Annotated in this window: 19 protein-coding genes; 18 read left to right on the top strand and 1 reads right to left on the bottom strand. The window is 48.7% G+C overall.

From position 1 onward, the window contains the following. The first annotated feature begins 16 nt into the window (after window positions 1-16). From SPL68_RS10440 to SPL68_RS10415, 6 genes are all read left to right on the top strand, one after another. On the top strand, window positions 17-514 hold the full coding sequence (locus SPL68_RS10440) for a chemotaxis protein CheW (protein WP_323815080.1): 498 nt from the start codon (window positions 17-19) through the stop codon (window positions 512-514). A 12-nt stretch (window positions 515-526) separates the two neighbouring features. Further along, the gene (locus tag SPL68_RS10435) at window positions 527-2,914 is read left to right on the top strand and encodes a methyl-accepting chemotaxis protein (protein ID WP_323815079.1); all 2,388 of its coding nucleotides are present in this window, start codon (window positions 527-529) and stop codon (window positions 2,912-2,914) included. 72 nt (window positions 2,915-2,986) lie between these two features. After that, window positions 2,987-3,847 carry a CheR family methyltransferase gene (locus SPL68_RS10430; protein WP_323815078.1) on the top strand — a complete coding sequence of 287 codons (861 nt, stop codon included), beginning with the start codon at window positions 2,987-2,989 and terminating at the stop codon, window positions 3,845-3,847. Beyond that, the gene (gene cheD, locus SPL68_RS10425; protein WP_323815077.1) at window positions 3,831-4,442 is read left to right on the top strand and encodes a chemoreceptor glutamine deamidase CheD; all 612 of its coding nucleotides are present in this window, start codon (window positions 3,831-3,833) and stop codon (window positions 4,440-4,442) included. The genes SPL68_RS10430 and cheD overlap by 17 nt, the downstream gene beginning before the upstream one ends. A 39-nt stretch (window positions 4,443-4,481) precedes the next feature. Continuing rightward, complete coding sequence (locus SPL68_RS10420; RefSeq protein ID WP_323815076.1) at window positions 4,482-5,549, top strand: protein-glutamate methylesterase/protein-glutamine glutaminase; 1,068 nt, start codon at window positions 4,482-4,484, stop codon at window positions 5,547-5,549. 16 nt (window positions 5,550-5,565) lie between these two features. Then, on the top strand, window positions 5,566-5,925 hold the full coding sequence (locus SPL68_RS10415; RefSeq protein ID WP_323815075.1) for a 4a-hydroxytetrahydrobiopterin dehydratase: 360 nt from the start codon (window positions 5,566-5,568) through the stop codon (window positions 5,923-5,925). A gap of 31 nt (window positions 5,926-5,956) precedes the next feature. Here SPL68_RS10415 and can read toward each other — a convergent pair whose 3' ends face one another. Then, the gene (can, locus tag SPL68_RS10410; RefSeq protein ID WP_323815074.1) at window positions 5,957-6,586 is read right to left on the bottom strand and encodes a carbonate dehydratase; all 630 of its coding nucleotides are present in this window, start codon (window positions 6,584-6,586) and stop codon (window positions 5,957-5,959) included. A 141-nt stretch (window positions 6,587-6,727) separates the two neighbouring features. Here can and sbcB point away from each other — a divergent pair, with 141 nt between their 5' ends. The 12 genes from sbcB to SPL68_RS10350 all read left to right on the top strand — a co-directional run bounded on the left by sbcB (window position 6,728) and on the right by SPL68_RS10350 (window position 21,067). Then, window positions 6,728-8,227 carry an exodeoxyribonuclease I gene (sbcB, locus tag SPL68_RS10405; protein ID WP_323815073.1) on the top strand — a complete coding sequence of 500 codons (1,500 nt, stop codon included), beginning with the start codon at window positions 6,728-6,730 and terminating at the stop codon, window positions 8,225-8,227. Window positions 8,228-8,467: 240 nt separating this feature from the next. Continuing rightward, window positions 8,468-10,363, top strand: coding sequence for a methyl-accepting chemotaxis protein (locus SPL68_RS10400; protein ID WP_323815072.1), 1,896 nt, complete (start codon window positions 8,468-8,470; stop codon window positions 10,361-10,363). A gap of 233 nt (window positions 10,364-10,596) precedes the next feature. Then, window positions 10,597-11,817 (top strand): argininosuccinate synthase, encoded by a 1,221-nt coding sequence (locus tag SPL68_RS10395; RefSeq protein ID WP_323815071.1) that lies wholly within the window; start codon window positions 10,597-10,599, stop codon window positions 11,815-11,817. A 348-nt stretch (window positions 11,818-12,165) separates the two neighbouring features. Beyond that, complete coding sequence (ccoN, locus tag SPL68_RS10390) at window positions 12,166-13,620, top strand: cytochrome-c oxidase, cbb3-type subunit I (RefSeq protein ID WP_323815070.1); 1,455 nt, start codon at window positions 12,166-12,168, stop codon at window positions 13,618-13,620. Between the two features lie 10 nt (window positions 13,621-13,630). Further along, complete coding sequence (gene ccoO, locus SPL68_RS10385) at window positions 13,631-14,242, top strand: cytochrome-c oxidase, cbb3-type subunit II (protein WP_323815069.1); 612 nt, start codon at window positions 13,631-13,633, stop codon at window positions 14,240-14,242. Next, window positions 14,242-14,439 (top strand): cbb3-type cytochrome oxidase subunit 3, encoded by a 198-nt coding sequence (locus SPL68_RS10380; RefSeq protein ID WP_323815068.1) that lies wholly within the window; start codon window positions 14,242-14,244, stop codon window positions 14,437-14,439. Before ccoO ends, SPL68_RS10380 begins: the two co-directional genes overlap by 1 nt. A 26-nt stretch (window positions 14,440-14,465) precedes the next feature. Then, window positions 14,466-15,365: a cytochrome-c oxidase, cbb3-type subunit III gene (gene ccoP, locus SPL68_RS10375; protein ID WP_323815067.1), complete on the top strand. Its 900-nt coding sequence runs from the start codon at window positions 14,466-14,468 to the stop codon at window positions 15,363-15,365. Between the two features lie 119 nt (window positions 15,366-15,484). Then, complete coding sequence (gene ccoG / locus SPL68_RS10370; RefSeq protein WP_323815066.1) at window positions 15,485-16,894, top strand: cytochrome c oxidase accessory protein CcoG; 1,410 nt, start codon at window positions 15,485-15,487, stop codon at window positions 16,892-16,894. A gap of 52 nt (window positions 16,895-16,946) precedes the next feature. After that, window positions 16,947-17,516 carry a FixH family protein gene (locus SPL68_RS10365; RefSeq protein ID WP_323815065.1) on the top strand — a complete coding sequence of 190 codons (570 nt, stop codon included), beginning with the start codon at window positions 16,947-16,949 and terminating at the stop codon, window positions 17,514-17,516. A gap of 3 nt (window positions 17,517-17,519) precedes the next feature. Then, on the top strand, window positions 17,520-19,952 hold the full coding sequence (locus SPL68_RS10360; RefSeq protein ID WP_323815064.1) for a heavy metal translocating P-type ATPase: 2,433 nt from the start codon (window positions 17,520-17,522) through the stop codon (window positions 19,950-19,952). Between the two features lie 33 nt (window positions 19,953-19,985). Then, window positions 19,986-20,216 (top strand): cbb3-type cytochrome oxidase assembly protein CcoS, encoded by a 231-nt coding sequence (ccoS, locus tag SPL68_RS10355; protein ID WP_323815063.1) that lies wholly within the window; start codon window positions 19,986-19,988, stop codon window positions 20,214-20,216. Continuing rightward, window positions 20,213-21,067 carry a sulfite exporter TauE/SafE family protein gene (locus SPL68_RS10350; RefSeq protein ID WP_323815061.1) on the top strand — a complete coding sequence of 285 codons (855 nt, stop codon included), beginning with the start codon at window positions 20,213-20,215 and terminating at the stop codon, window positions 21,065-21,067. Before ccoS ends, SPL68_RS10350 begins: the two co-directional genes overlap by 4 nt. Window positions 21,068-21,099: the final 32 nt, after the last annotated feature.

The following is a 21,099-nucleotide window of genomic DNA, read 5'->3' as shown; positions in this document are numbered from 1 at the left end:
CCGAGGTAGTTGTTTTATGGAACAGGGTACAACACCTATATCAAATACCATTCAAGAGTTTCTTACTTTTACATTGGGTGATGAAAATTATGCTATCGATATTCTCACTGTAAAAGAAATTCGTGGTTATGAGTCTGTCACTAAAATTGCAAATGCTCCCCCCTTTATAAAAGGCGTTATCAATTTGCGCGGCGATATAGTGCCCATTGTGGATTTACGCATTAAATTTGACGTGGGCAATGTGACCTACGATGAATTTACGATTGTAATCGTCCTGCACATTCATAATCGTATTGTCGGCATAGTGGTAGATGGCGTTTCTGATGTTGTGAGTTTGTCAAAGGAACAGTTGCGACCGCCGCCGGATTTTGGTGTTGCGTTCAATAGCCGTTATTTGTTGGGTTTGGCAACCGTAAATGAACAAATGATAATTTTAGTAGACATTGATGAGTTGATATCGAGCGAAGAACTCGGGTTATTCGACGCACCAGAAGCAACCGGCGCTAGTGTATAAGGAGAAAGTGTAATGAATATCATCAGTATGTTTAATTCGAGTTCTTCCGCTAAATCAATAAAAGTCGATGAGCGTGAGTTTGAGAATATGCGCGGGCAATTGGCTGCGATTAATCGCGTGCAGGCCGTTATCGAATTTGCATTGGACGGCACGATTCTCAATGCGAACCAAAATTTTTTGGATGTGATGGGGTATAGCCTAGATGAAATAAAAGGTCGCCACCACAGTATTTTTGTCGATCCTGATTACCGTTCCAGTTCCGAGTACCGCCTCTTTTGGGATCGACTTGGTCGTGGCGATTTTGAAGCCGGGCAATATCGGCGTATTGGTAAGGGTGGCAAGGAGGTTTGGATTCAAGCCAGCTACAATCCAATTTTGGGCGCTGATGGGCGCCCGTTTAAGGTGGTTAAGTATGCAACTGATGTTACATCTGACGCACTTAAAAAACTAACATCAGAACATCAAATGAGCCGCATATTAGGCGCGCTGGATTCCACATCTTCCAATGTGATGGTGGCAGACCCGGATCGAAACATCATTTACATGAATAAATCGGTTGAAAAAATGTTGCGTGCAGCTGAGCCGGAGCTGCGTAAAGCCTTGCCGCATTTTGCTGTCGATAAGGTGTTAGGTAGCAATATCGATATTTTTCATCGCAATCCTTCGCATCAAATGCAATTGCTAGCAAACTTGAAAGATACTTATACCAGTCAAATAACGGTAGCCGGCATTGTTTTTCGTCTCATTGTTAATCCAATTTTTTCCGATGCAGGCGAGCGTTTGGGGACAGTGGTGGAGTGGATTGATCGAACACAGGAAGTTGCCGCTGAACATGAGCTTAGCCGCATATTAGGTGCGCTAGAGACCACCACAACCAATGTCATGATTGCCGATGCAGATCGTAAAATTATTTACATGAATAAATCGGTAGAGAAAATGTTGCGCGTTGCGGAAGCGGATTTACGCACAGTGTTGCCCCATTTTTCAGTCGATAAAGTAGTGGGCAGTAATATGGATAGTTTCCATAAAAATCCTATGCATCAAATGAAATTGCTGGAGAATCTGACGACCGCATATACCTCCAATATAGTGGTAGGAAAACGTCATTTTCGGTTGGTTGCTAATCCCATTTTTAGTAAGGACGGAACCCGTCTTGGGTCAGTGGTGGAGTGGCAGGATAGGACTGCTGAGGTCGCCGTAGAGGCAGAGGTAAGTAACATTGTCAGTTCCGCAGCTGCTGGTAATTTCAGTGTGCGTGTCAGTGTTGATGGTAAGGAGGGTTTCTTCCTTGCTTTGGCTGAGGGTTTAAATAGTCTTGTGACTACCGCCGAGAAAGGCCTGAATGATGTGGCGCGTGTTTTAGGCGCAATTGCGAAGGGCGATTTAACTGAGCGAATTGATGCAGATTACACAGGTACCTTTGGTGACTTAAAAAATTATTGTAATGAAACAACGGGCAGTCTCACGACTATGCTGAGTGAAATTCGCAGTGCGGCAGATATGATTTTCACTGCATCCAGTGAAATAGCCCAGGGTAATGCTGACCTTTCAAGTCGCACTGAGCAGCAGGCTGCCAATTTGGAAGAAACAGCATCTTCAATGGAGGAGCTTACTTCAACGGTTAAATTAAATGCAGACAATGCCAAGCAAGCTAATGTGCTTGCAGAACAGGCTTCAACGGTTGCAGTTGATGGAGGGGCGTTGATCCAGCAAGTGGTAACAACCATGAATGCGATTAATGAATCGGCTCGGAAAATTTCTGACATTATCGGCGTGATAGATGGCATTGCATTCCAAACCAATATCCTTGCCTTGAATGCCGCAGTTGAAGCGGCGCGCGCAGGTGATCAAGGGCGTGGATTCGCGGTGGTTGCATCGGAAGTTCGTACATTGGCCCAACGCTCTGCAAATGCAGCAAAAGATATTAAAGCGTTGATTTCAGATTCTGTACAAAAAATTGATAGTGGCAATAGTCTGGTAGGAAAATCAGGCGATACCATGAAAGAAATTGTCAGTGCGATTAAGCGTGTCAACGATATTATGGCGGAGATTGCAGCTGCCTCGGCGGAGCAGTCGACAGGTATTGAAGAGATTTCAACTGCAGTTTCGCAAATGGATGAGATGACCCAACAAAATGCTGCGCTCGTTGAACAAGCTGCTGCTGCAGCTGAGAGTTTGCAGTCGCAAGCAGATCAGTTAAATCGCAATGTAGGGCAATTTCGTCTTGATGAAAATTATGAGCAGCCGGTGAAAACCGCGAAGCATTTAATTGCATCAAAATTGCCTGCAAAAAATCCTGCGCGCACGACTACCAAGCCGATTGAGCACAAGACGCGAGACGTGGGTAAAAAACTCACTCCACCAAGTTCATCTGCAGAGGATGAGTGGGAGCAATTTTGATTTCCCTCAGGTTTCTTTGTGAGTAGCAGTACTGCTGCTACTTTGATGAATTGCTAAACCAGGATGATTAGGGTGAGTGAAGATTCGGTACACGAGTTCAAATATGCCGAGGCCGATTTTATTCGGGTGAAAGCAACTATCCATCGGAAAGCGGGAATTCATTTGGGGGATAGTAAAAAACAATTAGTGTACAGTCGTCTCGCGCGGCGCTTGCGCATACTCAAACTTACGACATTCAATGAGTATTTGAACTATCTGGATTCCAATACTCAAGAGTTGCAAGAGTTTATTAATGCGCTAACGACAAACTTGACCGCCTTTTTTCGCGAAGAGCATCACTTTACTATTCTTGCCAATTTTGTTGCGAAACATCGGAATAATAGACCTTGTCGCATTTGGTGTGCAGCATCCAGTACTGGAGAAGAGCCTTATTCCATTGCTATGACCTTAGTGCAAGCCTATGGCAGTTATAAGCCGCCAGTTAAAATTGTCGCTTCGGACATTGATAGTAATGTTTTGCGCACAGCTGCTACCGGTATATACGATTTGGAGCGGTTGGACGCGTTGAGTCAAGCACAAAAAAAACAATTTTTTTTGCGCGGAAAAGGGCGCAATTCAGGAAAAGCAAAAGTCATTGATGAATTGCGTAAGCTTATCGATTTTCGGCAAATCAATTTGTTGGATAAGAGCTGGCAATTAGAAGGGAAATTCGATGTTATATTTTGCCGCAATGTCATGATTTACTTTGATAAGCCAACACAATTAACTTTGCTGGCACGGATGACGGCATTATTAGAGTCAGATGGTTTATATATCGCTGGACATTCTGAAAGTTTTTCGCACGCCTCCCATCTTGTCCACATAGTAGATAAAACTACATATCGCCTTGCTCATCGCAGCACTTTGGAAAATAACGATGAGCTACGAAAATAATACCCACTTCACGCCGAATCTTTACTTTGATCGCTATTTTGATCGCAACGCGGTGAAAATTTTACCGGGTGAATACTATGTTTCCACAGGCGATAAAATGATTGTCACTGTACTGGGGTCATGTGTTGCTGTTTGCCTGCGCGATAAGTTTACCGGTATGGGAGGCATGAATCATTTTCTCTTGCCAACGGATACCGCCAGTGAGTCCGGGTTACTAACAGAATCAGCTCGCTATGGCGTATACGCAATGGAGTTGCTGATCAATCAATTATTAAAAATGGGTGGTAATCGTTCGCGCTTTGAGGCCAAAGTGTTTGGCGGCGGAAATGTGCTGCGGGGGATGACGGTGAATAATGTCGGACAGCGAAATGCAGAGTTTGTCCTTGATTATTTGGATGTAGAACAAATCCCTGTGGTCGCTCAGGATTTATTAGGAGAGTTCCCTCGCAAAGTGTATTTTTTTCCAGATACGGGACAGGTATTGGTTAAAAAAATTAAAACGTTACACAACAGCACTATTACTGACCGTGAAAGTGAATATCGTATGCGGGTTAAATTTACTCCCAAGAGTGGCGAAGTGGAGTTATTTGACTAATCGATTTGTTCAAGTAGTGGTTAAGTGTGAGATGAAATTATGCCCATTAAAGTGTTAGTCATAGATGATTCAGCGCTAGTGCGGAGTTTGTTGGCTGAAATTATTCGCGATGCTTCCGATATGGTGTTGGTTGGCACCGCCCCTGATGCTTATGTGGCTCGTGATCTGGTTAATCAATTCACACCAGATGTCATCACACTGGATATTGAAATGCCGCGCATGGATGGATTAAGTTTTTTAGAGAAGCTCATGGCTGCGAGGCCGACTCCGGTAGTGATGATTTCGACTCTGACAGAAGATGGGGCTGATGCAACCTTAAGAGCTTTGGAGCTGGGGGCAGTGGATTTTATACCCAAACCCAAGTTGGGCGTTACGAGCGGAATCCGCGAATACGCTGAAATTATTCTGGAAAAAATCCGTGCGGCAGCAACGGTACGTGTCAAACCTCTCATCAAAAAACATCGCACTGAATTTACATCGGAACAAAAGCTCCATTCGAACACTAATTTGCAAAGCACGGAAAAAATTATTGCGATTGGTGCCTCTACCGGTGGAACTGAGGCGATCAAAGACTTACTGGTTCAATTGCCTTCTGCAGTTCCAGGAATTGTAATAACGCAACATATGCCCGCTGGGTTTACTCGTACTTATGCTGAACGGCTTAATAAAACTACGCGCCTGCATGTGGTGGAGGCAAAGGGTGGTGAGCGTATTCTACCGGGGCACGCATTCCTCGCACCGGGCGGGCATCATCTAATTGTCGAGCGCTCTGGTGCTGATTACAAAGTAAAACTATCTGATGCTGAACCAGTTCATCGGCACCGACCCGCTGTCGATGTAATGATGGAATCAGTTGCGCGGGTCGGAGGTAAAAATGTGATCGGTGTTTTATTAACGGGTATGGGTAAAGACGGTGCACGCGGCATGTTGGATATTCGCAGCCACGGAGGTTATACCTTTGCTCAGGATGAAGAGAGCTGCGTGGTATATGGAATGCCGAAAGAGGCTGTGCTGTGTGGTGGTGTTGAGCAGACGGTTGAACTGGACAAAATGGGAGCAGCGCTCTTGGCTAGAATCAAACAAATGGGTTCTGGAAATCGACTCTAAGTTATGGAGGTGTGTGATGAGCGAGCTGTTCGAAAAAATCTGTACTGCATGCCGCGCCGATGCGCCTGCACTGAGTGATGCAGAGATCAAAACGGTACTTGTGCAATTGCCAGCGTGGTCATTAGAGGTAGTTGATGGGGTAAATCATTTGACGCGAGTTTATCGTTTTGACAACTTTATGCAGGCCTTGGGGTTTACCCAAACGGTAGGGGAGTTGGCGGAGAAAAATAATCATCATCCCGCGTTACTAACTGAATGGGGGCGGGTGAAAGTCAGTTGGTGGACACACAAAATCAAAGGGCTACATGAAAACGATGCCATCATGGCTGCGAAAACCGAGCAGCTATTTGCTGCCCGTGTCAGTTCGTTGTCGTGATGGCAATCGCCATTAGGCGAGCAATACCGCCTTAGTAAAGGCGGTATTGCTCGGGGATTTGCTCAATAGATGAAATTGGCGGCGTCAGTTTGTGCAGAATGCCGTCGTGAATATCGTAAATCCAGCCGTGGATAGTTAATTCCTGGCCGCGCTCCCATGCGTTTTGCACGATGTTGCTGCGCGAAATGTTATCAACTTGCTGGATAACGTTGAGTTCGCATAAGCGGTCTACGCGCTGATCCTGATCACTCAGGCGATCGAGAACATTTTTGTTCGCGTAGTACACATCGCGAATGTTGCGCAGCCAGTAGTCGATCAAGCCCAGTTTTTGGTTATCCAGCGCCGCTCTTACACCGCCGCAACCATAGTGGCCGGTCACCATCACGTGTTTCACTTTCAAAAACTCCACCGCGTAATTCAATACCGTCATGCAATTCAGATCGGTGTGAATAACTACGTTGGCAATGTTGCGGTGCACAAAAATCTCACCGGGTGCGAGGTTGAGAATCTGGTTAGCAGGCACACGACTATCAGAGCAGCCAATCCACAGGTATTCCGGCGCTTGTTGCTTGGCCAGATTGGAAAAGAATTCGGGGTCATCCCGTTTAATGTCTTCTGCCCACTTCTGGTTGGCGGCAAATAAACTCTCTAAATCACTCATGACATATCTCCAGGCAAACACATATAGACATTATGTTGTACTTTTAAAGTGCGACATCAGAAGACGCAAAAATCAGGCCGCAGTATAGGGGAAAGCGGAAGCCGAGTGTTACATTGCGCCCTTACTGAAATGTAGTTAATCATGAATGTAGCTGGATTGGTGAAGGGCATAACAACGATGAAAACCGCAGTGCAAAATACCCTCTATTGGCACGATTACGAAACCTGGGGCGAAGTACCTGCGCTGGATAAGCCCTCGCAATTTGCGGGTGTCCGCACCGATGAAGACTTAAATATTATCGGCGAACCGCTGATGATTTACTGCAAACCTGCTGCGGATTTACTGCCCAAGCCAGAAGCCTGTTTGGTGACGGGTTTGGTACCGCAAGTAGCGGCCGAACGCGGTTTGCCCGAGTATCAATTTATCGCCGCGATCCACACCGAACTGTCGCGCCCCGGCACCTGCGGTGTGGGTTACAACTCCATTCGCTTCGACGATGAAGTGACGCGCTATACGCTTTATCGCAACTTTTATGATCCCTACGAGCGCGAGTGGCGCTATGGCAATTCACGCTGGGACATTATCGACATGGTGCGCATGACTCGCGCCCTGCGCCCTGAGGGTATTGAGTGGCCGAATTACGAGGACGGCACACCCTGTTTTAAATTGGAGATACTCAGCAAGGCCAACAACCTCAAACACGAAGCCGCGCACGATGCGCTTTCGGATGTCTATGCGACTATCGCGGTGGCCAAGCTCATCAAAACCCGCCAGCCCAAACTTTACGATTACGCCTATAAATTGCGCGATAAGCGTTTTGTCGCCAGTTTGATTGATATCGACAGCCATAAACCGCTGCTGCATATCTCCTCGCGCTTTTCCTCCCAAAATGGCAATGCGGCATTGGTATTGCCGCTGGCGATGCATCCAACTAACAAGAATTCAGTCATCGCATTTAATTTAGGTTCTGATCCGCAAGCGCTGCTGACCTTGCCGGTCGAGGAATTAAAACTGCGTCTGTTTACCCGCACCGAAGATTTGTCCGAGGGCGTCGAGCGGCTGGCACTCAAGGAAATCCATCTCAACAAAACCCCCATGCTGCTGCCAACCTCCATGCTGGACGATGCAACCGCAGAGCGATTGACGATTGATAAAACTCGCGCCGAGCAACATTGGCAAACGCTACGCAACCTCAGTTTGCAGGAGCAGCAACTACTCCAGCAAAAGCTGTTTCAGCTCTACAGTTCGCAGGAATTTGCCGACAAAACCGACCCGGAGCAGATGCTCTACAGCGGTTTTTTTGAAGATCACGACAAGCGCTTGATGGCTCAAGTGCGTAAGGCTGCGCCAGAAACCCTCGCCAATGGCGATTTTGATTTTCGCGATTCGCGTTTGCAGGAGCTGCTGTTTCGCTATCGCGCGCGCAATTTCCCCGATAGCTTGAGTGATAAAGAGCAACAGCGTTGGCAGGCATTTTGTCGCGCGCGCTTAAACGATAAAGCCGCTCAGGCAAGCTTGACCCTCGGTGAGTTTGAGCAGCGCTTACAGGTTTTAGCGGCAGATGAAAATATCACTGATCTACAACGAAATCTGCTAAAGCAACTGAGTGCTTATGCCGATAGGTTAAAACTGGCGTTTTGAATCTATACTCCTGAAGCGCGGCTTTTTTCAAAGCACATCAACCAACGACAAAAATACAGCGCTCTAGAACCCATAAAACTCAACATTAGGAGGTGCAATCCCCGTTTTTAGTAACAAGCTTCACCACAAAGGTCAGGTACAAAAAGGAAAGGATCTGGCCGGAACTTTAATAATTACTTTCCATTAATAACTATATTCCCGTCCGCTTGCGGAGGGGGCCACTCGGTTGGAGGTCAAACAATGTCAGCTCGCTGGTCTTTACGTAAAAAAATCAGTGCATCGGTCGCCGTATCCCTATTACTGGTCGGCTGTGCCGTTTCCTATCTCTCTTACTCCTCGGCCATCAAGGCGATGGAGGTCAATATTCACCGGCAAGTCGCCGGTATTTCTGCCACTTTTAGTAAATATGTTCACGACTGGTTTGCGCTCAAAGGCAAGGCACTGGAAGGTTTTCCTGCAAGCGCAACCGAGGAGAGCTACAACGCGCATCTCACTCAAGTGAAAGTATCGGCCGATGTGGATAACAGCTTTTTAGCCTTTGCCGATGGCAAGCTCTATAACGCCAATAATCTGGTGATGGCGGCGGGCAATGACGATCCGCGCGTCTGGGGCTGGTATATAGCAGCGGCTAAAAACCCGCGTGAAACCTATATCGATATGCCTTCGGTTGCATCGGCGACCGGCAAAAATGTGGTGTCGCTCGGCCGCGCGGTGATCAATAGCGATGGCAGTATCAAGGCGATTCTCGGGATCGATGTGGTCATCGATAACATCGTCCAGCAGTTGCGCGACATCGACTTGCCGGGCAACGGCTATATGTTTATCGCCCGCGGCGACAAGGTATTTGCTCATGCGGATAGCAATCTGCTCAATAAGCCGTTATTGGATGTGTCGCCTGATTTAACCAAGGGCATGTTGGAGCAGCTGTTGCGCGCCAAAGAGGAACTGCATCTGATTGAGTTGAATGGCACGACTATGCAAATTTTTGCTGATGTCATTCCCGGCACCGATTTGACTTTGATTATGGTGCTGGAGCGCGAGCTATTGATCAGCCCGGTACAGTCGGATTTGATGGGGCAGTTGGCGGCGATTTTGGTCTTGCTGGTGACAACGCTGGTTGCACTCAACTGGTTTAACGGAGTGCTGCTCGGGCCGTTACATAATGTTTCCCAATCGCTATCGGATATTGCCTCGGGTGGGGGTGACTTATCGCGCCGCCTGCCAGTGACATCCAATGATGAAGTCGGTGTGTTGGCAGCCAACTTCAACTCCTTCGTTGAGCATATGAATGATCTGGTAAAGCACATTCGCGCTCAGGCGACTGACTTGCAAGATAACGCCCGCTCTATGGCGGATTCAGCGGTAAGCTCTGTGCGCGAGCTGGATGTTCAGCAGCAGCAAATCGGCATGGTGGTTCAGGCCATGAACGAGATGACCAATGCTACGCAGGAAATCGCGCATCACGCCGAACATACCGCCGATTCGGTACGCGAGTCGGTGGCGAGTGCGAGCGATGGCAAACAGCAGGTGGATAAAACCCGCGATTCTATTGTGGTGCTCGCCAATAAAGTTGAACAGGCGGGTACTGTGATTTCCACACTGAACAGCAATGCGCAAAATATCAGCGGCATTCTCGCGACTATTCAGGGGATCGCCGAGCAGACCAATTTGTTGGCACTTAATGCGGCGATTGAAGCTGCGCGTGCAGGCGAACAGGGCAGGGGTTTTGCGGTGGTGGCTGATGAAGTGAGAGTGTTGTCGCAGCGCACCCATGCTAGCACTGAAGAGATTCAGGCGATGATCGGCTCGCTGCAATCCACCGCGCAAAATGCCGTGGCGATTATGGAAGAGGGGCGCCGCTTGGCGACTGGCAGTGTAGACAACGCCGATCACGCATCCAGTTCCCTCGACAAAATCAACGCCGCAGTGGGGGCAATTAGCGGTATGGCGGTACAGATTGCGACGGCAGCGGAAGAGCAAAGTCACGTGGTGAAAGAGGTATTGAACAATATCAATTCCATTAAGCAGGTGGCGGATAACTCAGCCGCGGTAGCGCATCAGGGGGATGCCCGTGCGCAAAGTCTGCAGGATTTGGCGAGTGCGCTGAATGCCAAGGTGTCTACCTTCCGCCTCTAACCTTCACCAATTAACTCACATCACAAAAAGCAGCTTTTAGGGCTGCTTTTTGTTTTTTGCGTCAATGGTTTGCTTGTGCCTGAGAGATGTTTTCATTTAGCGCGAAAAGCCGCTATTTAAACCCGTCAAGTGTGGGAATTTGGTCTGCTTGCGAGTACAATTCCGCGCCCAAGTAGGTACTGGTCTGCGGCTTGTGCCGGCGAATTGTCAACGAGTAATAGCGGGAGCTTCCCATGTCATCTATCAAGAAAGTTGTGTTGGCCTATTCCGGCGGCCTCGACACCTCCGTAATCGTCAAATGGTTACAAGAAAACTACAACTGCGAAGTTATTACCTTCACCGCTGACATTGGTCAGGGCGAAGAAGTAGAGCCAGCGCGCGCCAAAGCCGAAGCGCTGGGTGTTAAGCAAATCTACATCGATGACCTGCGCGAAGAATTTGTTCGCGATTTCGTATTCCCCATGTTCCGCGCCAACACCATTTATGAAGGCGAATACCTGCTGGGTACTTCTATTGCTCGTCCGCTGATCGCCAAGCGTTTGATCGAAATCGCGAACGAAGTGGGCGCCGATGCTATCTCTCACGGTGCTACCGGTAAGGGTAACGACCAAGTGCGTTTCGAGCTGGGTGCTTATGCGCTCAAGCCAGGCATCAAAGTAATTGCTCCTTGGCGTGAGTGGGATCTAACTTCCCGCGAAACTCTGATGGCCTACTGTGAGCAACACAATATTCCGGTGGATTTCACCAAGAAGAAAAAATCTCCTTATTCTATGGATGCCAACCTGTTGCACATCTCTTACGAAGGCAAGGTTCTGGAGAATCCATGGACTGAAGCTGAAGAGGATATGTGGCGCTGGACTGTTGCTCCTGAAGCAGCACCAGACAAGGCTACCTATCTTGAACTGACTTATGAAAAAGGCGACATCGTTGCTATCGACGGCAAACCAATGTCACCTGCAACCGTACTGGCTTACCTGAATAAAGTGGGTGGTGAAAATGGTATCGGTCGTTTGGATATCGTTGAAAACCGCTACGTGGGCATGAAGTCACGCGGCTGTTACGAAACCCCCGGTGGCACCATCATGCTGCGTGCACACCGCGCGATTGAGTCAATCACTCTTGATCGCGAAGTGGCTCACTTGAAAGATAGCTTGATTCCGAAATACGCCGAGATGATCTACAACGGTTACTGGTGGAGCCCTGAGCGTCTGATGATGCAGGCGATGATCGATGAGTCACAAGTTCACGTAAATGGTGACGTGCGTGTGAAACTCTACAAAGGTTCTGTGCAAGTGGTTGGCCGCCGTTCAGCTGACAGCCTCTTCGATGAAAAAGTAGCTACCTTTGAAGATGATGCTGGTGCATACAACCAGAAGGATGCGGAAGGCTTTATCAAGCTGAACGCTCTGCGTATGCGCATCGCTGCCAACAAAGGCCGTACTCTCATCAAGTAAAGCACGTGGTTTAAAACATTGTGGCGCTCGTATCCACTTGCGGATGCGGGTTGCCAATTAATGACCTATTGTTTGTCTATTAACCAAAAGTGCTCTGTGCACGGTTAAAAGTGCATAAATAATTTGATAAATATCAATCCTGAACTGACTTGGGTGAGACAAATTACCTCTCATGAGGCAAAATGCCGCACCTAAAGTAGGGTTATAGGATTGTTATAAATTTACTCGTTTTGAATTTGCTTATTGAGTGTTCATAGGCGGGTTCAAAAGTGCCGTGTAGCTCAGGCGATCAATAGCGCTGACAGAGACAAAAGTTTTCATTTTTCTTTTAAGTAATAGGAAAGTCCTATGGGTAGTCATGCGACAGTAGCTGGAGATCCTCCAGTATACGACTTCGATATAGTGCGCAAATTCTCCATCATGACCATTGTCTGGGGCATAGTTGGGATGGGAATTGGGGTACTTATCGCTTCTCAATTGGTTTGGCCGGGTCTGAATGACCTGTTTCAACCTTACACCAGCTTCGGTCGTCTGCGCCCGTTGCACACTAATGCCGTAATCTTCGCGTTCGGCGGTTGTGCCTTGTTTGCTACTTCTTATTACGTAGTTCAACGTACCTGTCAGACATCTTTATTTGGTGGCTGGTTGGTTCCCTTTACTTTCTGGGGTTGGCAAGCAGTTATCGTATTGGCCGTGATTACTCTGCCTTTGGGCATGACCTCAGCAAAAGAATACGCTGAACTGGAGTGGCCAATCGATATCCTCTTGGCACTGGTTTGGATCTCTTACGCGGTTGTATTCTTCGGTACCATCGTTAAACGTCGCACTTCGCACATCTATGTTGCTAACTGGTTCTACGGTGGTTTTATCGTAACCGTCGCCGTTCTGCACATCGTTAACAGCGCCTTTGTTCCAGTTACTCTCACCAAATCTTATTCAGCTTACGCTGGAGCTGCCGATGCCATGGTGCAATGGTGGTACGGCCATAACGCTGTAGGTTTCTTCCTGACTGCAGGTTTTCTGGGGATGATGTATTACTTCGTTCCAAAGCAAGCCGGTCGCCCTGTTTATTCTTATCAGTTGTCGATTGTTCACTTCTGGGCGCTGATCTCTCTGTACATTTGGGCTGGTTCTCACCATTTGCACTACTCAGCATTGCCGGATTGGACTCAATCTTTGGGTATGGTGATGTCGCTGATCCTTCTGGCTCCTAGCTGGGGCGGTATGATCAATGGGATTATGACGCTCTCAGGTGCATGGCATAAGTTGCGCACCGACCCTACCTTGCGCTTCCTTGTAGTAGCTCTTTCTTTCTACGGTATGTCTACCTTTGAAGGCCCGATGATGGCAATCAAAAACGTAAACGCACTGTCGCACAACACTGACTGGACTGTTGGTCACGTTCACTCAGGTGCACTGGGCTGGGTTGCGATGATTTCTATCGGCGCTCTCTACCACATGCTGCCAAAACTGTTTAACCGCGAAGAAATGTTCAGCGTAAAACTGATCAACTTGCACTTCTGGTTGGCAACTGTAGGTACCGTACTTTATGTGGTGGCTATGTGGATCAACGGTATCGGCCAAGGTTTGATGTGGCGTGCATTCAACCCCGATGGTTCTCTGACTTACAGCTTCATTGAAACAGTTGTATTCAGCAAAGGCGGTTACATCATGCGTGCTATTGGTGGTGCCTTCTTCCTGACAGGCATGCTGATCATGGCATACAACACATATCGCACCGTAAAAGCAGCTGGTCCAGCTGTTGATACTGCTAATCAGCCTGCTCAGGCACCAGCTGTTTAAGGGGAATGCCGTGAAAGGTCATGAAATAGTAGAAAAAAATATTGGCTTGATGACTGTATTGATGGTTGTCGCTATCAGCTTTGGTGGTTTGGTAGAAATTGTTCCTCAATTCTTCCTGAAGCAAACTACCACCCCGATTGAAGGTTTGAAGCCTCTGAACGCTGTGCAATTGGAAGGCCGCGATATTTATATCCGCGAAGGTTGTCACGTGTGTCACACCCAGATGGTGCGTCCATTGCGTGCCGAAGTTGAGCGTTATGGTCACTACTCGGTAGCAGGTGAGTCGGTTTATGAACATCCATTCTTGTGGGGCTCAAAACGTACTGGTCCTGATCTGGCACGTGTAGGTGGTCGTTACTCGGATGACTGGCACAAAGTTCACTTGTTTAATCCTCGTATCGTAGTGCCTGAGTCAATCATGCCTGCTTACCCACACTTGTACGATCACAAGCTGGATGGCAAACACACTGAAGGCAAAATGCGCGCACTGGCTAAAGTAGGTGTTCCATACACTGAAGAAGACTTCGCCGGTGCCAAGCAAGCTGTACAAGGTGTAACAGAAATGGATGCATTGGTCGCTTACTTGCAAAACCTGGGCTTATTGCTCAAAGAGAAGCGCTAATGGATGCCGGTACAGTTGGCGCCATTTCTACCGTGTTGGTAACAATTGCGTTCTTCGGAGTTTGTTTTTGGGCCTTTTCACCCAGATTGAAAAAACGCTTTGAAGAGGATGCGAAATTACCCTTTGCGGATGATGAAAAAGAAACTGGACAAACCGCAAAGCAGCCAGAAAACAACCAGACAGATGATCGCAAGTGATCATCGATTAGGGGCGGATTTTATATATGAGTACTTTTTGGAGTCTTTGGATCATTATCCTGACAACCACCAATCTGGTGCTGTTGTTTTGGATTCTCATGGCTAACCGCAAAAAAGCGGTAATTGGTGAGGCAAGTAAGGAAGCACAAACAACCGGTCACGTGTATGACGGTATTGAAGAATATGACAATCCGCTGCCGCGCTGGTGGTTTTGGATGTTCATATTGACCTTTGTATTTTCGATTGGATATTTGGTTCTCTATCCTGGTATGGGGGCGTGGAAAGGTGCTGGCGGCTGGACTTCGGTAGGTGAGTTGCGTGGCGATCAGGAGAAAGCCCAAGCCGTTTATGCCGAGACCTATGGCGTCTACTCAAAAATGCCAATTGAAGATGTTGCCAAGAACCCGGATGCGCTCAAGATGGGCTTCCGCCTGTTCTCTAACAACTGTGCAATCTGCCACGGGGCTGACGGCGGTGGAAACCCAGGTTTCCCCAATCTGACAGATAAAGACTGGCTCTATGGCGGCACCCCTGAAAAAATTCTGGAAACCATTACCCATGGACGTAAAGCGGCGATGCCAGCTTGGGTCGGTGTGATTGGTGAAGAAGGAGTGGCTCAAGTAGCCGAATATGTGCTGCAACTTTCTGGCAGTGAGCACGATGCTGCTAAAGCAGAAGCTGGCTCCAAGTTGTTTGCTACAAATTGCGTTGTTTGCCATGCAGCTGACGGTAAAGGTAATCAGTTGGTGGGTGCACCAAATTTGACTGACAAAATCTGGCTGTATGGTGGTGAACCAGCCACTATCCGCCAAACCATCCGCGATGGTCGCAATGGTGTAATGCCAGCACAGCAAGAGCTGTTGAAGGAAGATCGCATCCATTTGTTGGCGGCTTATGTATATAGCCTGTCGCTGGAAGAAAATTAATCGTTAAACGAGTAATTTTCTCCCCAAGGAAGGCAGGCTCAGGCCTGCCTTTTTTTTCGCGCTCAATCTGCGTTGTAGATGGCTTAGCTTCCATCGCAGTAGCAAAGAGGTAATTCCCTTTGAGTGAACAGAAAGCACCAGATCAGTCGCCATCACCTAGTGAGACGAGTATTCGCTACGTTAGTCTTTACGAGGCGGATGAGAAAATCTACACCCGTCGCATCACCGGTTTTTATCAGCGTTTGCGCCGCTATACCGGTCTGCCGCTTATGCTTGGTTTCTTGCTGATGCCATGGCTTGTGATCGATGGCCGTCCCGCGATCCTGTTTGATCTTCCCGAGCGTAAATTTCATATCCTCTGGCTCACTTTTTGGCCGCAAGATGCTATGTATCTCGCGTGGTTACTTGTGATTGCAGCCTTTCTACTATTTACCGTTACTGTGCTAGTTGGTCGGGTCTGGTGTGGATTTACTTGCCCGCAAACTGTGTGGACACAGATGTTTATCTGGGCTGAGCACCTTTGCGAAGGTGATCGCAACAAACGCATAAAACTGGATGCCCAGCCGTGGAATATTGAGAAAATCTGGCGCAAGGGCGCAAAGCAATTTATTTGGATTGCGATCTCACTGGTGACTGCGATTACCTTTGTGGGCTATTTCACGCCAATTCGCGAATTAGTGGTGGGCTTTTTTACCTTTCATCTGGATTTGATTACGGCATTTTGGGTGCTGTTTTATGTGGCGGCGACCTACATGAATGCCGGCTTCATGCGTGAGCAATTCTGTAAGTACATCTGCCCTTATGCTCGTTTTCAGGCGGTGATGTATGACCATGACACCTTGACCGTGTCCTACAATAGCCTGCGCGGTGAGAAGCGTGGCCCGCGTAAATCTGGTGTGGATTACAAAGCACAAGGCATGGGTGACTGCATCGACTGCTCTTGGTGCGTGCAGGTATGTCCGGTGGATATTGATATCCGCGATGGATTACAAGCTGAATGTATCGACTGCGGTTTATGCGTTGATGCCTGTAATAGCGTGATGGATAAGATGGACTATCCTCGCGGCCTGATTAGTTTTACCACCGAAGATGCCATCCAAACCGGCAAAACCAAGGTGTTCCGTCCGCGCTTGCTGGGTTATGGCTTGATGTTGACGATTATGATTTCCCTGTTCATCTATTCCATCGCCACCCGTGTGCCTGTGGGCTTGGAGGCGCAACGCGACCGCGGCGTGCGTATGTATCGCGTGGTGGAGGATACAATTCAAAACGTCTACACCCTCAAAATCAGCAATATGGATCGCAGCACTCATATTTATGATGTCGAAGTAACCGGAGCTTATGAGTTTGATGTGCAGGGTTACAAAGCTGTCCCCGCAGTTGAAGGTGAAGTGCTGACAATTCCGGTGCGGGTGTCGGTCAAACAGTCGGAATTAAAGAGTAAAAAATCGGAAATTCAGTTCCGCGTTCGTGCGCGGGAAAATCCTGAGATTACAACAACAAATACCACTACTTTTATCGGTCCCTAGTATTGGTAATAGGGCGGGAATTGTTCTTAAGAATTGTTTTTAAGGTATTAGCATGAGCGTTTTACAGAAAGAGCTAAAAGACGAAACAACAGATGAAAGCCAAAAGCCTTGGTATCGCCAGTTTTGGTTCTGGTTTGTATTTAGTCCGCTGATTTACATCATGATTATGTGCAGTATCACTGTCACTATCGCTCTGAAAGGCGCAGACGATGTCATCATCGATAATTATTACAAAGAAGGGCGCATGATTAACCAAACGCTGGAGCAGGATAAGCGTGCGCAAGCCTTGGGGTTGAGCGGCAATTTGAGCTTTGATCGCACCACGGGTGAAGTGATGCTGGCGATTACCAATCCACCTGCCGACGCCAGCTTGATGCCAGAGCAAATGCTGTTGTTGATGGGGCATCCGGTTAAAGCGGCCAAAGATCAGCTCATCAGTCTGCGTGCGATTGCGCCCGGTCAGTATCGCGGTGAGTTGGTGGCTGAACCCGAATTTTCATGGTATCTGACGCTTTATCCTATCAGCGACATTGCCCAGCGTAATGATGCGCCCTGGACTCTGAGCGGCGACATTGATTTCCGCGCTTCGGAAAACACACTTCTGGCGCCGCGCGTTCAATAGTTAATGGCAAGTCAGTCTATTACCGGCGAATCTTTAGAGCAGGCTTGTTATCACTGCGGCCTGCCAGTTCCTCCCGCCAGTAATTATCCAGTCACCATTCAAGGCAAAGTGCACCGCATGTGTTGCCCCGGCTGTCAGGCGGTGGCAATGGCGATTGTCGATGGTGGCTTGGACAGTTTTTATCAATTCCGTACTACCAATAATGATCGTCCTGAATATGCCGGTCAGGCTTCGCAGCGTTGGGATATTTACGACCTTCCCGAAGTGCAATCCGAGTTTGTAATCCCATTTAGCGAGCAATTAAAACAAGCCAATCTTTTGCTGGAAGGCATTAGCTGCGCCGCTTGTAGCTGGTTGGTTGAAGCGCATCTTAAACAGAATCCGGCCATTCAGTCAGTCACGGTAAACCTCAGTACTCATCGCTGCGCTATTGTCTGGGATGGGCAATTTCCGCTCAGTGAGATTTTCCAATCCCTCGCCAGTATTGGCTATTTGCCGCGCCCCGCGACCGACGACCAACAGCAGCAGCTGATCAAAAAAGAGAATCGTATCGCTCTGTTTCGCATAGGTGTTGCGGGTTTTGGCACCATGCAGGCGATGATGGTGGCGGTGGGGATGTATACCGGCGCGACTGATTTCTGGCTGGATTTTCTACGCTGGTTGTCGATGCTGGTGGCAACGCCAGTGGTGTTTTTCTCTGCCTGGCCGTTTTTTCAGGCCGCGTGGCGCAGTATTCAAATGCGCCATTTGGTGATGGATGTGCCGGTCGCGTTAGCGATTGGTTTGGCCTATCTCGCCAGCGTTTGGGCGACAGTATCGGGGACGGGCGAGGTCTACTTTGAATCCGTCTCTATGTTTACCCTGTTTTTGCTGGTGGGGCGTTATGTGGAGCTGCGCGCGCGTCATCGCAACCGTTTGGCATTTGGTAATCTCGCGCAGCTCATGCCGCTCACTGCCTGTTGTCTACGAGAGGAAAATGGCTGCGAAGTTGAACGCTCCATCCCGATAAAAACCCTGCAGCTGGGCGACCTGATTCTGGTGAAAGCAGGCGAAACCTTTCCTTGCGATGGTCGAGTAGTGGCGGGGGAGAGTGAGGTGGTAGAAGCGCTGCTGACTGGTGAGTCCCGTCCGGTGCCCAAGCAGCTGGGCGATATGGTCATCGCTGGCACCTTGAACAATCACAGCCCGCTTAAGGTTGAGGTGACGGCTTTGGGGGCTGCAACTCAACTCTCGGCCATTGAGCGCTTGGCGACTCAGGCGGCAGATGAAAAGCCGCAACAGGTGCTGGCAGCAGATCGCATTGCCCGCTTTTTTATCGCCCGCTTACTAATTGTATGTACGGCAGTTTTTGCATTCTGGCTTTGGTATCGCCCTGATCATGCGCTCTGGGTAACGCTTTCAGTGTTGGTGGTCACTTGCCCTTGCGCTCTCGCACTTGCGATGCCAGCTGCCTTGTCGGCTGCGACTGCCAATCTGCGCAAACAGGGTTTTTTAGTTGCGCGTGGGCATGTGGTCGAAACCTTGCACTCTGTCACAAGGGTGATTTTTGATAAAACCGGCACCCTCACCAAAGGTAAGTTCGTAGTTGACCAAGTGCAGCCATTCGCCGGGGTTGATGTCAGTAGCGATCAGTTGCTCGGTTGGGCAGCGGCCTTGGAGTCTGGCTCCAATCACCCTTTGGCGGCGGCATTTCATCATTGGCAAGGCCGTGAGACAGCAACCAACATCAAACAAATTACCGCAGCGGGTGTCGAGGGCAACATTCAAGAATTGACTTATCGTTTGGGCACAGTTGAGTTTGTACTCGAATTATTGGGCGATCGGGCAAATGTGCCGGAGTTGCCAGATGCTCTACATACTTGGTTGTTATTGGCAAATGAGCAGCAGCCATTGGCGTGGATTGCGCTGGTTGATGAAGTTCGCCCCGATGCCGCCAGCCTGATCGAAAAGTTAAAGGCACGTGGTATCGCAGTTGAGCTACTCAGTGGTGATCAATCGGGCAGCGTTGCGCAGTTAGCGCAGCAGCTCGGCATAGATGATTATGTAGCCGGTGCGAAACCAAGCGACAAATTGTCGCATCTGAGCGAGCGCCAAGCCGCAGGTGATAAGGTGCTGATGATCGGTGACGGCATTAATGATGTGCCGGTATTGGCCGGTGCGGATGTGTCTGTCGCTATGGCATCGGCATCGGACTTGGCGCAAACCCGCGCCGACTCGGTACTGCTCAATGATCGCCTTGAGGTGATTGCTGAAGCTTTGGATATCGCCCAGCGCACCAAAGCGGTTATCGCTCAAAACCTGCGCTTTTCATTGATTTACAATCTTCTCGCCTTGCCTTTAGCAGCGGCTGGTATGATTCCACCTTGGCTGGCGGCGATTGGTATGACTGCCAGCTCGCTGATCGTTATTTTCAATGCGCTGCGTTTAACCAAGTGACCTAACGCCAGTAATTTAACCTGTGAGCTGTTCATGGAAAGCCTGTATTTTCTCGTTCCTTGCGCTCTAATCTTTATCGGTTTGGCGATCAAGGTGATGTTCTGGGCCATCAATAATGGCCAATACGACAACCTCGATACCGAGGCCCATCGCATTTTGTTTGATGCCGACAAAAAGCCGAGCAATCAAACTGCGCCAGAAGCATCTTCTACTCCAAACTCTGCATCAAACAACACTCCAGACGATAAGACTCCCTCAGTATGACAATCGATTGGCCAGCCCTTGCCGCGGCTTTTTTGCTCGGTATGTTTAGTAGCGCCCATTGCGTGGGTATGTGTGGCGGTATTATGGGGGCGCTTAGTATGGCGGTTCCGACCAATGCCAAAGCACGGCGCTGGTTAATTTTGCTGGGTTATAACCTCGGGCGAATTTTCAGTTATGCGGTGATGGGGGTTTTGGTTGGGCTATTTGCACACCAGATTACCGAATCGGGCGGTGCACAATGGCTGCGCTGGCTGGCGGGAGTACTACTGATTGCAATGGGTTTGTATCTGGCCAATTGGTGGCGCGGGTTGACCTATTTGGAAACTGCTGGTCGTTATCTTTGGGTGTATATACAACCTATAGGTAAGGCGCTCATGCCGGTAGATAACCTACCTAAGGCTATTGCGCTAGGGGGTATTTGGGGTTGGTTGCCGTGCGGGCTCGTGTATTCAGCTTTGGCTTATGCAATGGCACAAGGGCAAGCGCTCGGCGGAGGATTGATTATGCTCGCCTTTGGCTTGGGTACTTTACCTACGGTATTGGCGACCGGTTTTGCTGCCCAGCAACTTGCGCGCTTATTGCAACGTCGCCATATCCGCCGGAGCGTTGCGATGGTTGTGATTTTATTTGGTGTCTGGACCATTTGGGGCGGTGGACATGGCAGCCATCAGCATAATCATCACTCGATGGATCATTTAGAAATCGACCATTCGCAAATGAATCATTCAGAAATGGATCACTCGCACATAAATCATTCTGATATGAACCATTCAACTACAAACCATGCAGAAATGGATCACACCCAAATGCATAATCACAACTTGGATTCATCATCGAACGCGTCCGAATAAAAACTCTTAACAGTGTCGTGCTAGGCTAGCGA

It is taken from the genome of Cellvibrio chitinivorans (assembly GCF_035117775.1).
Lineage (GTDB): Bacteria > Pseudomonadota > Gammaproteobacteria > Pseudomonadales > Cellvibrionaceae > Cellvibrio > Cellvibrio chitinivorans.
This window is presented reverse-complemented; position numbering and strand designations above follow the sequence as displayed.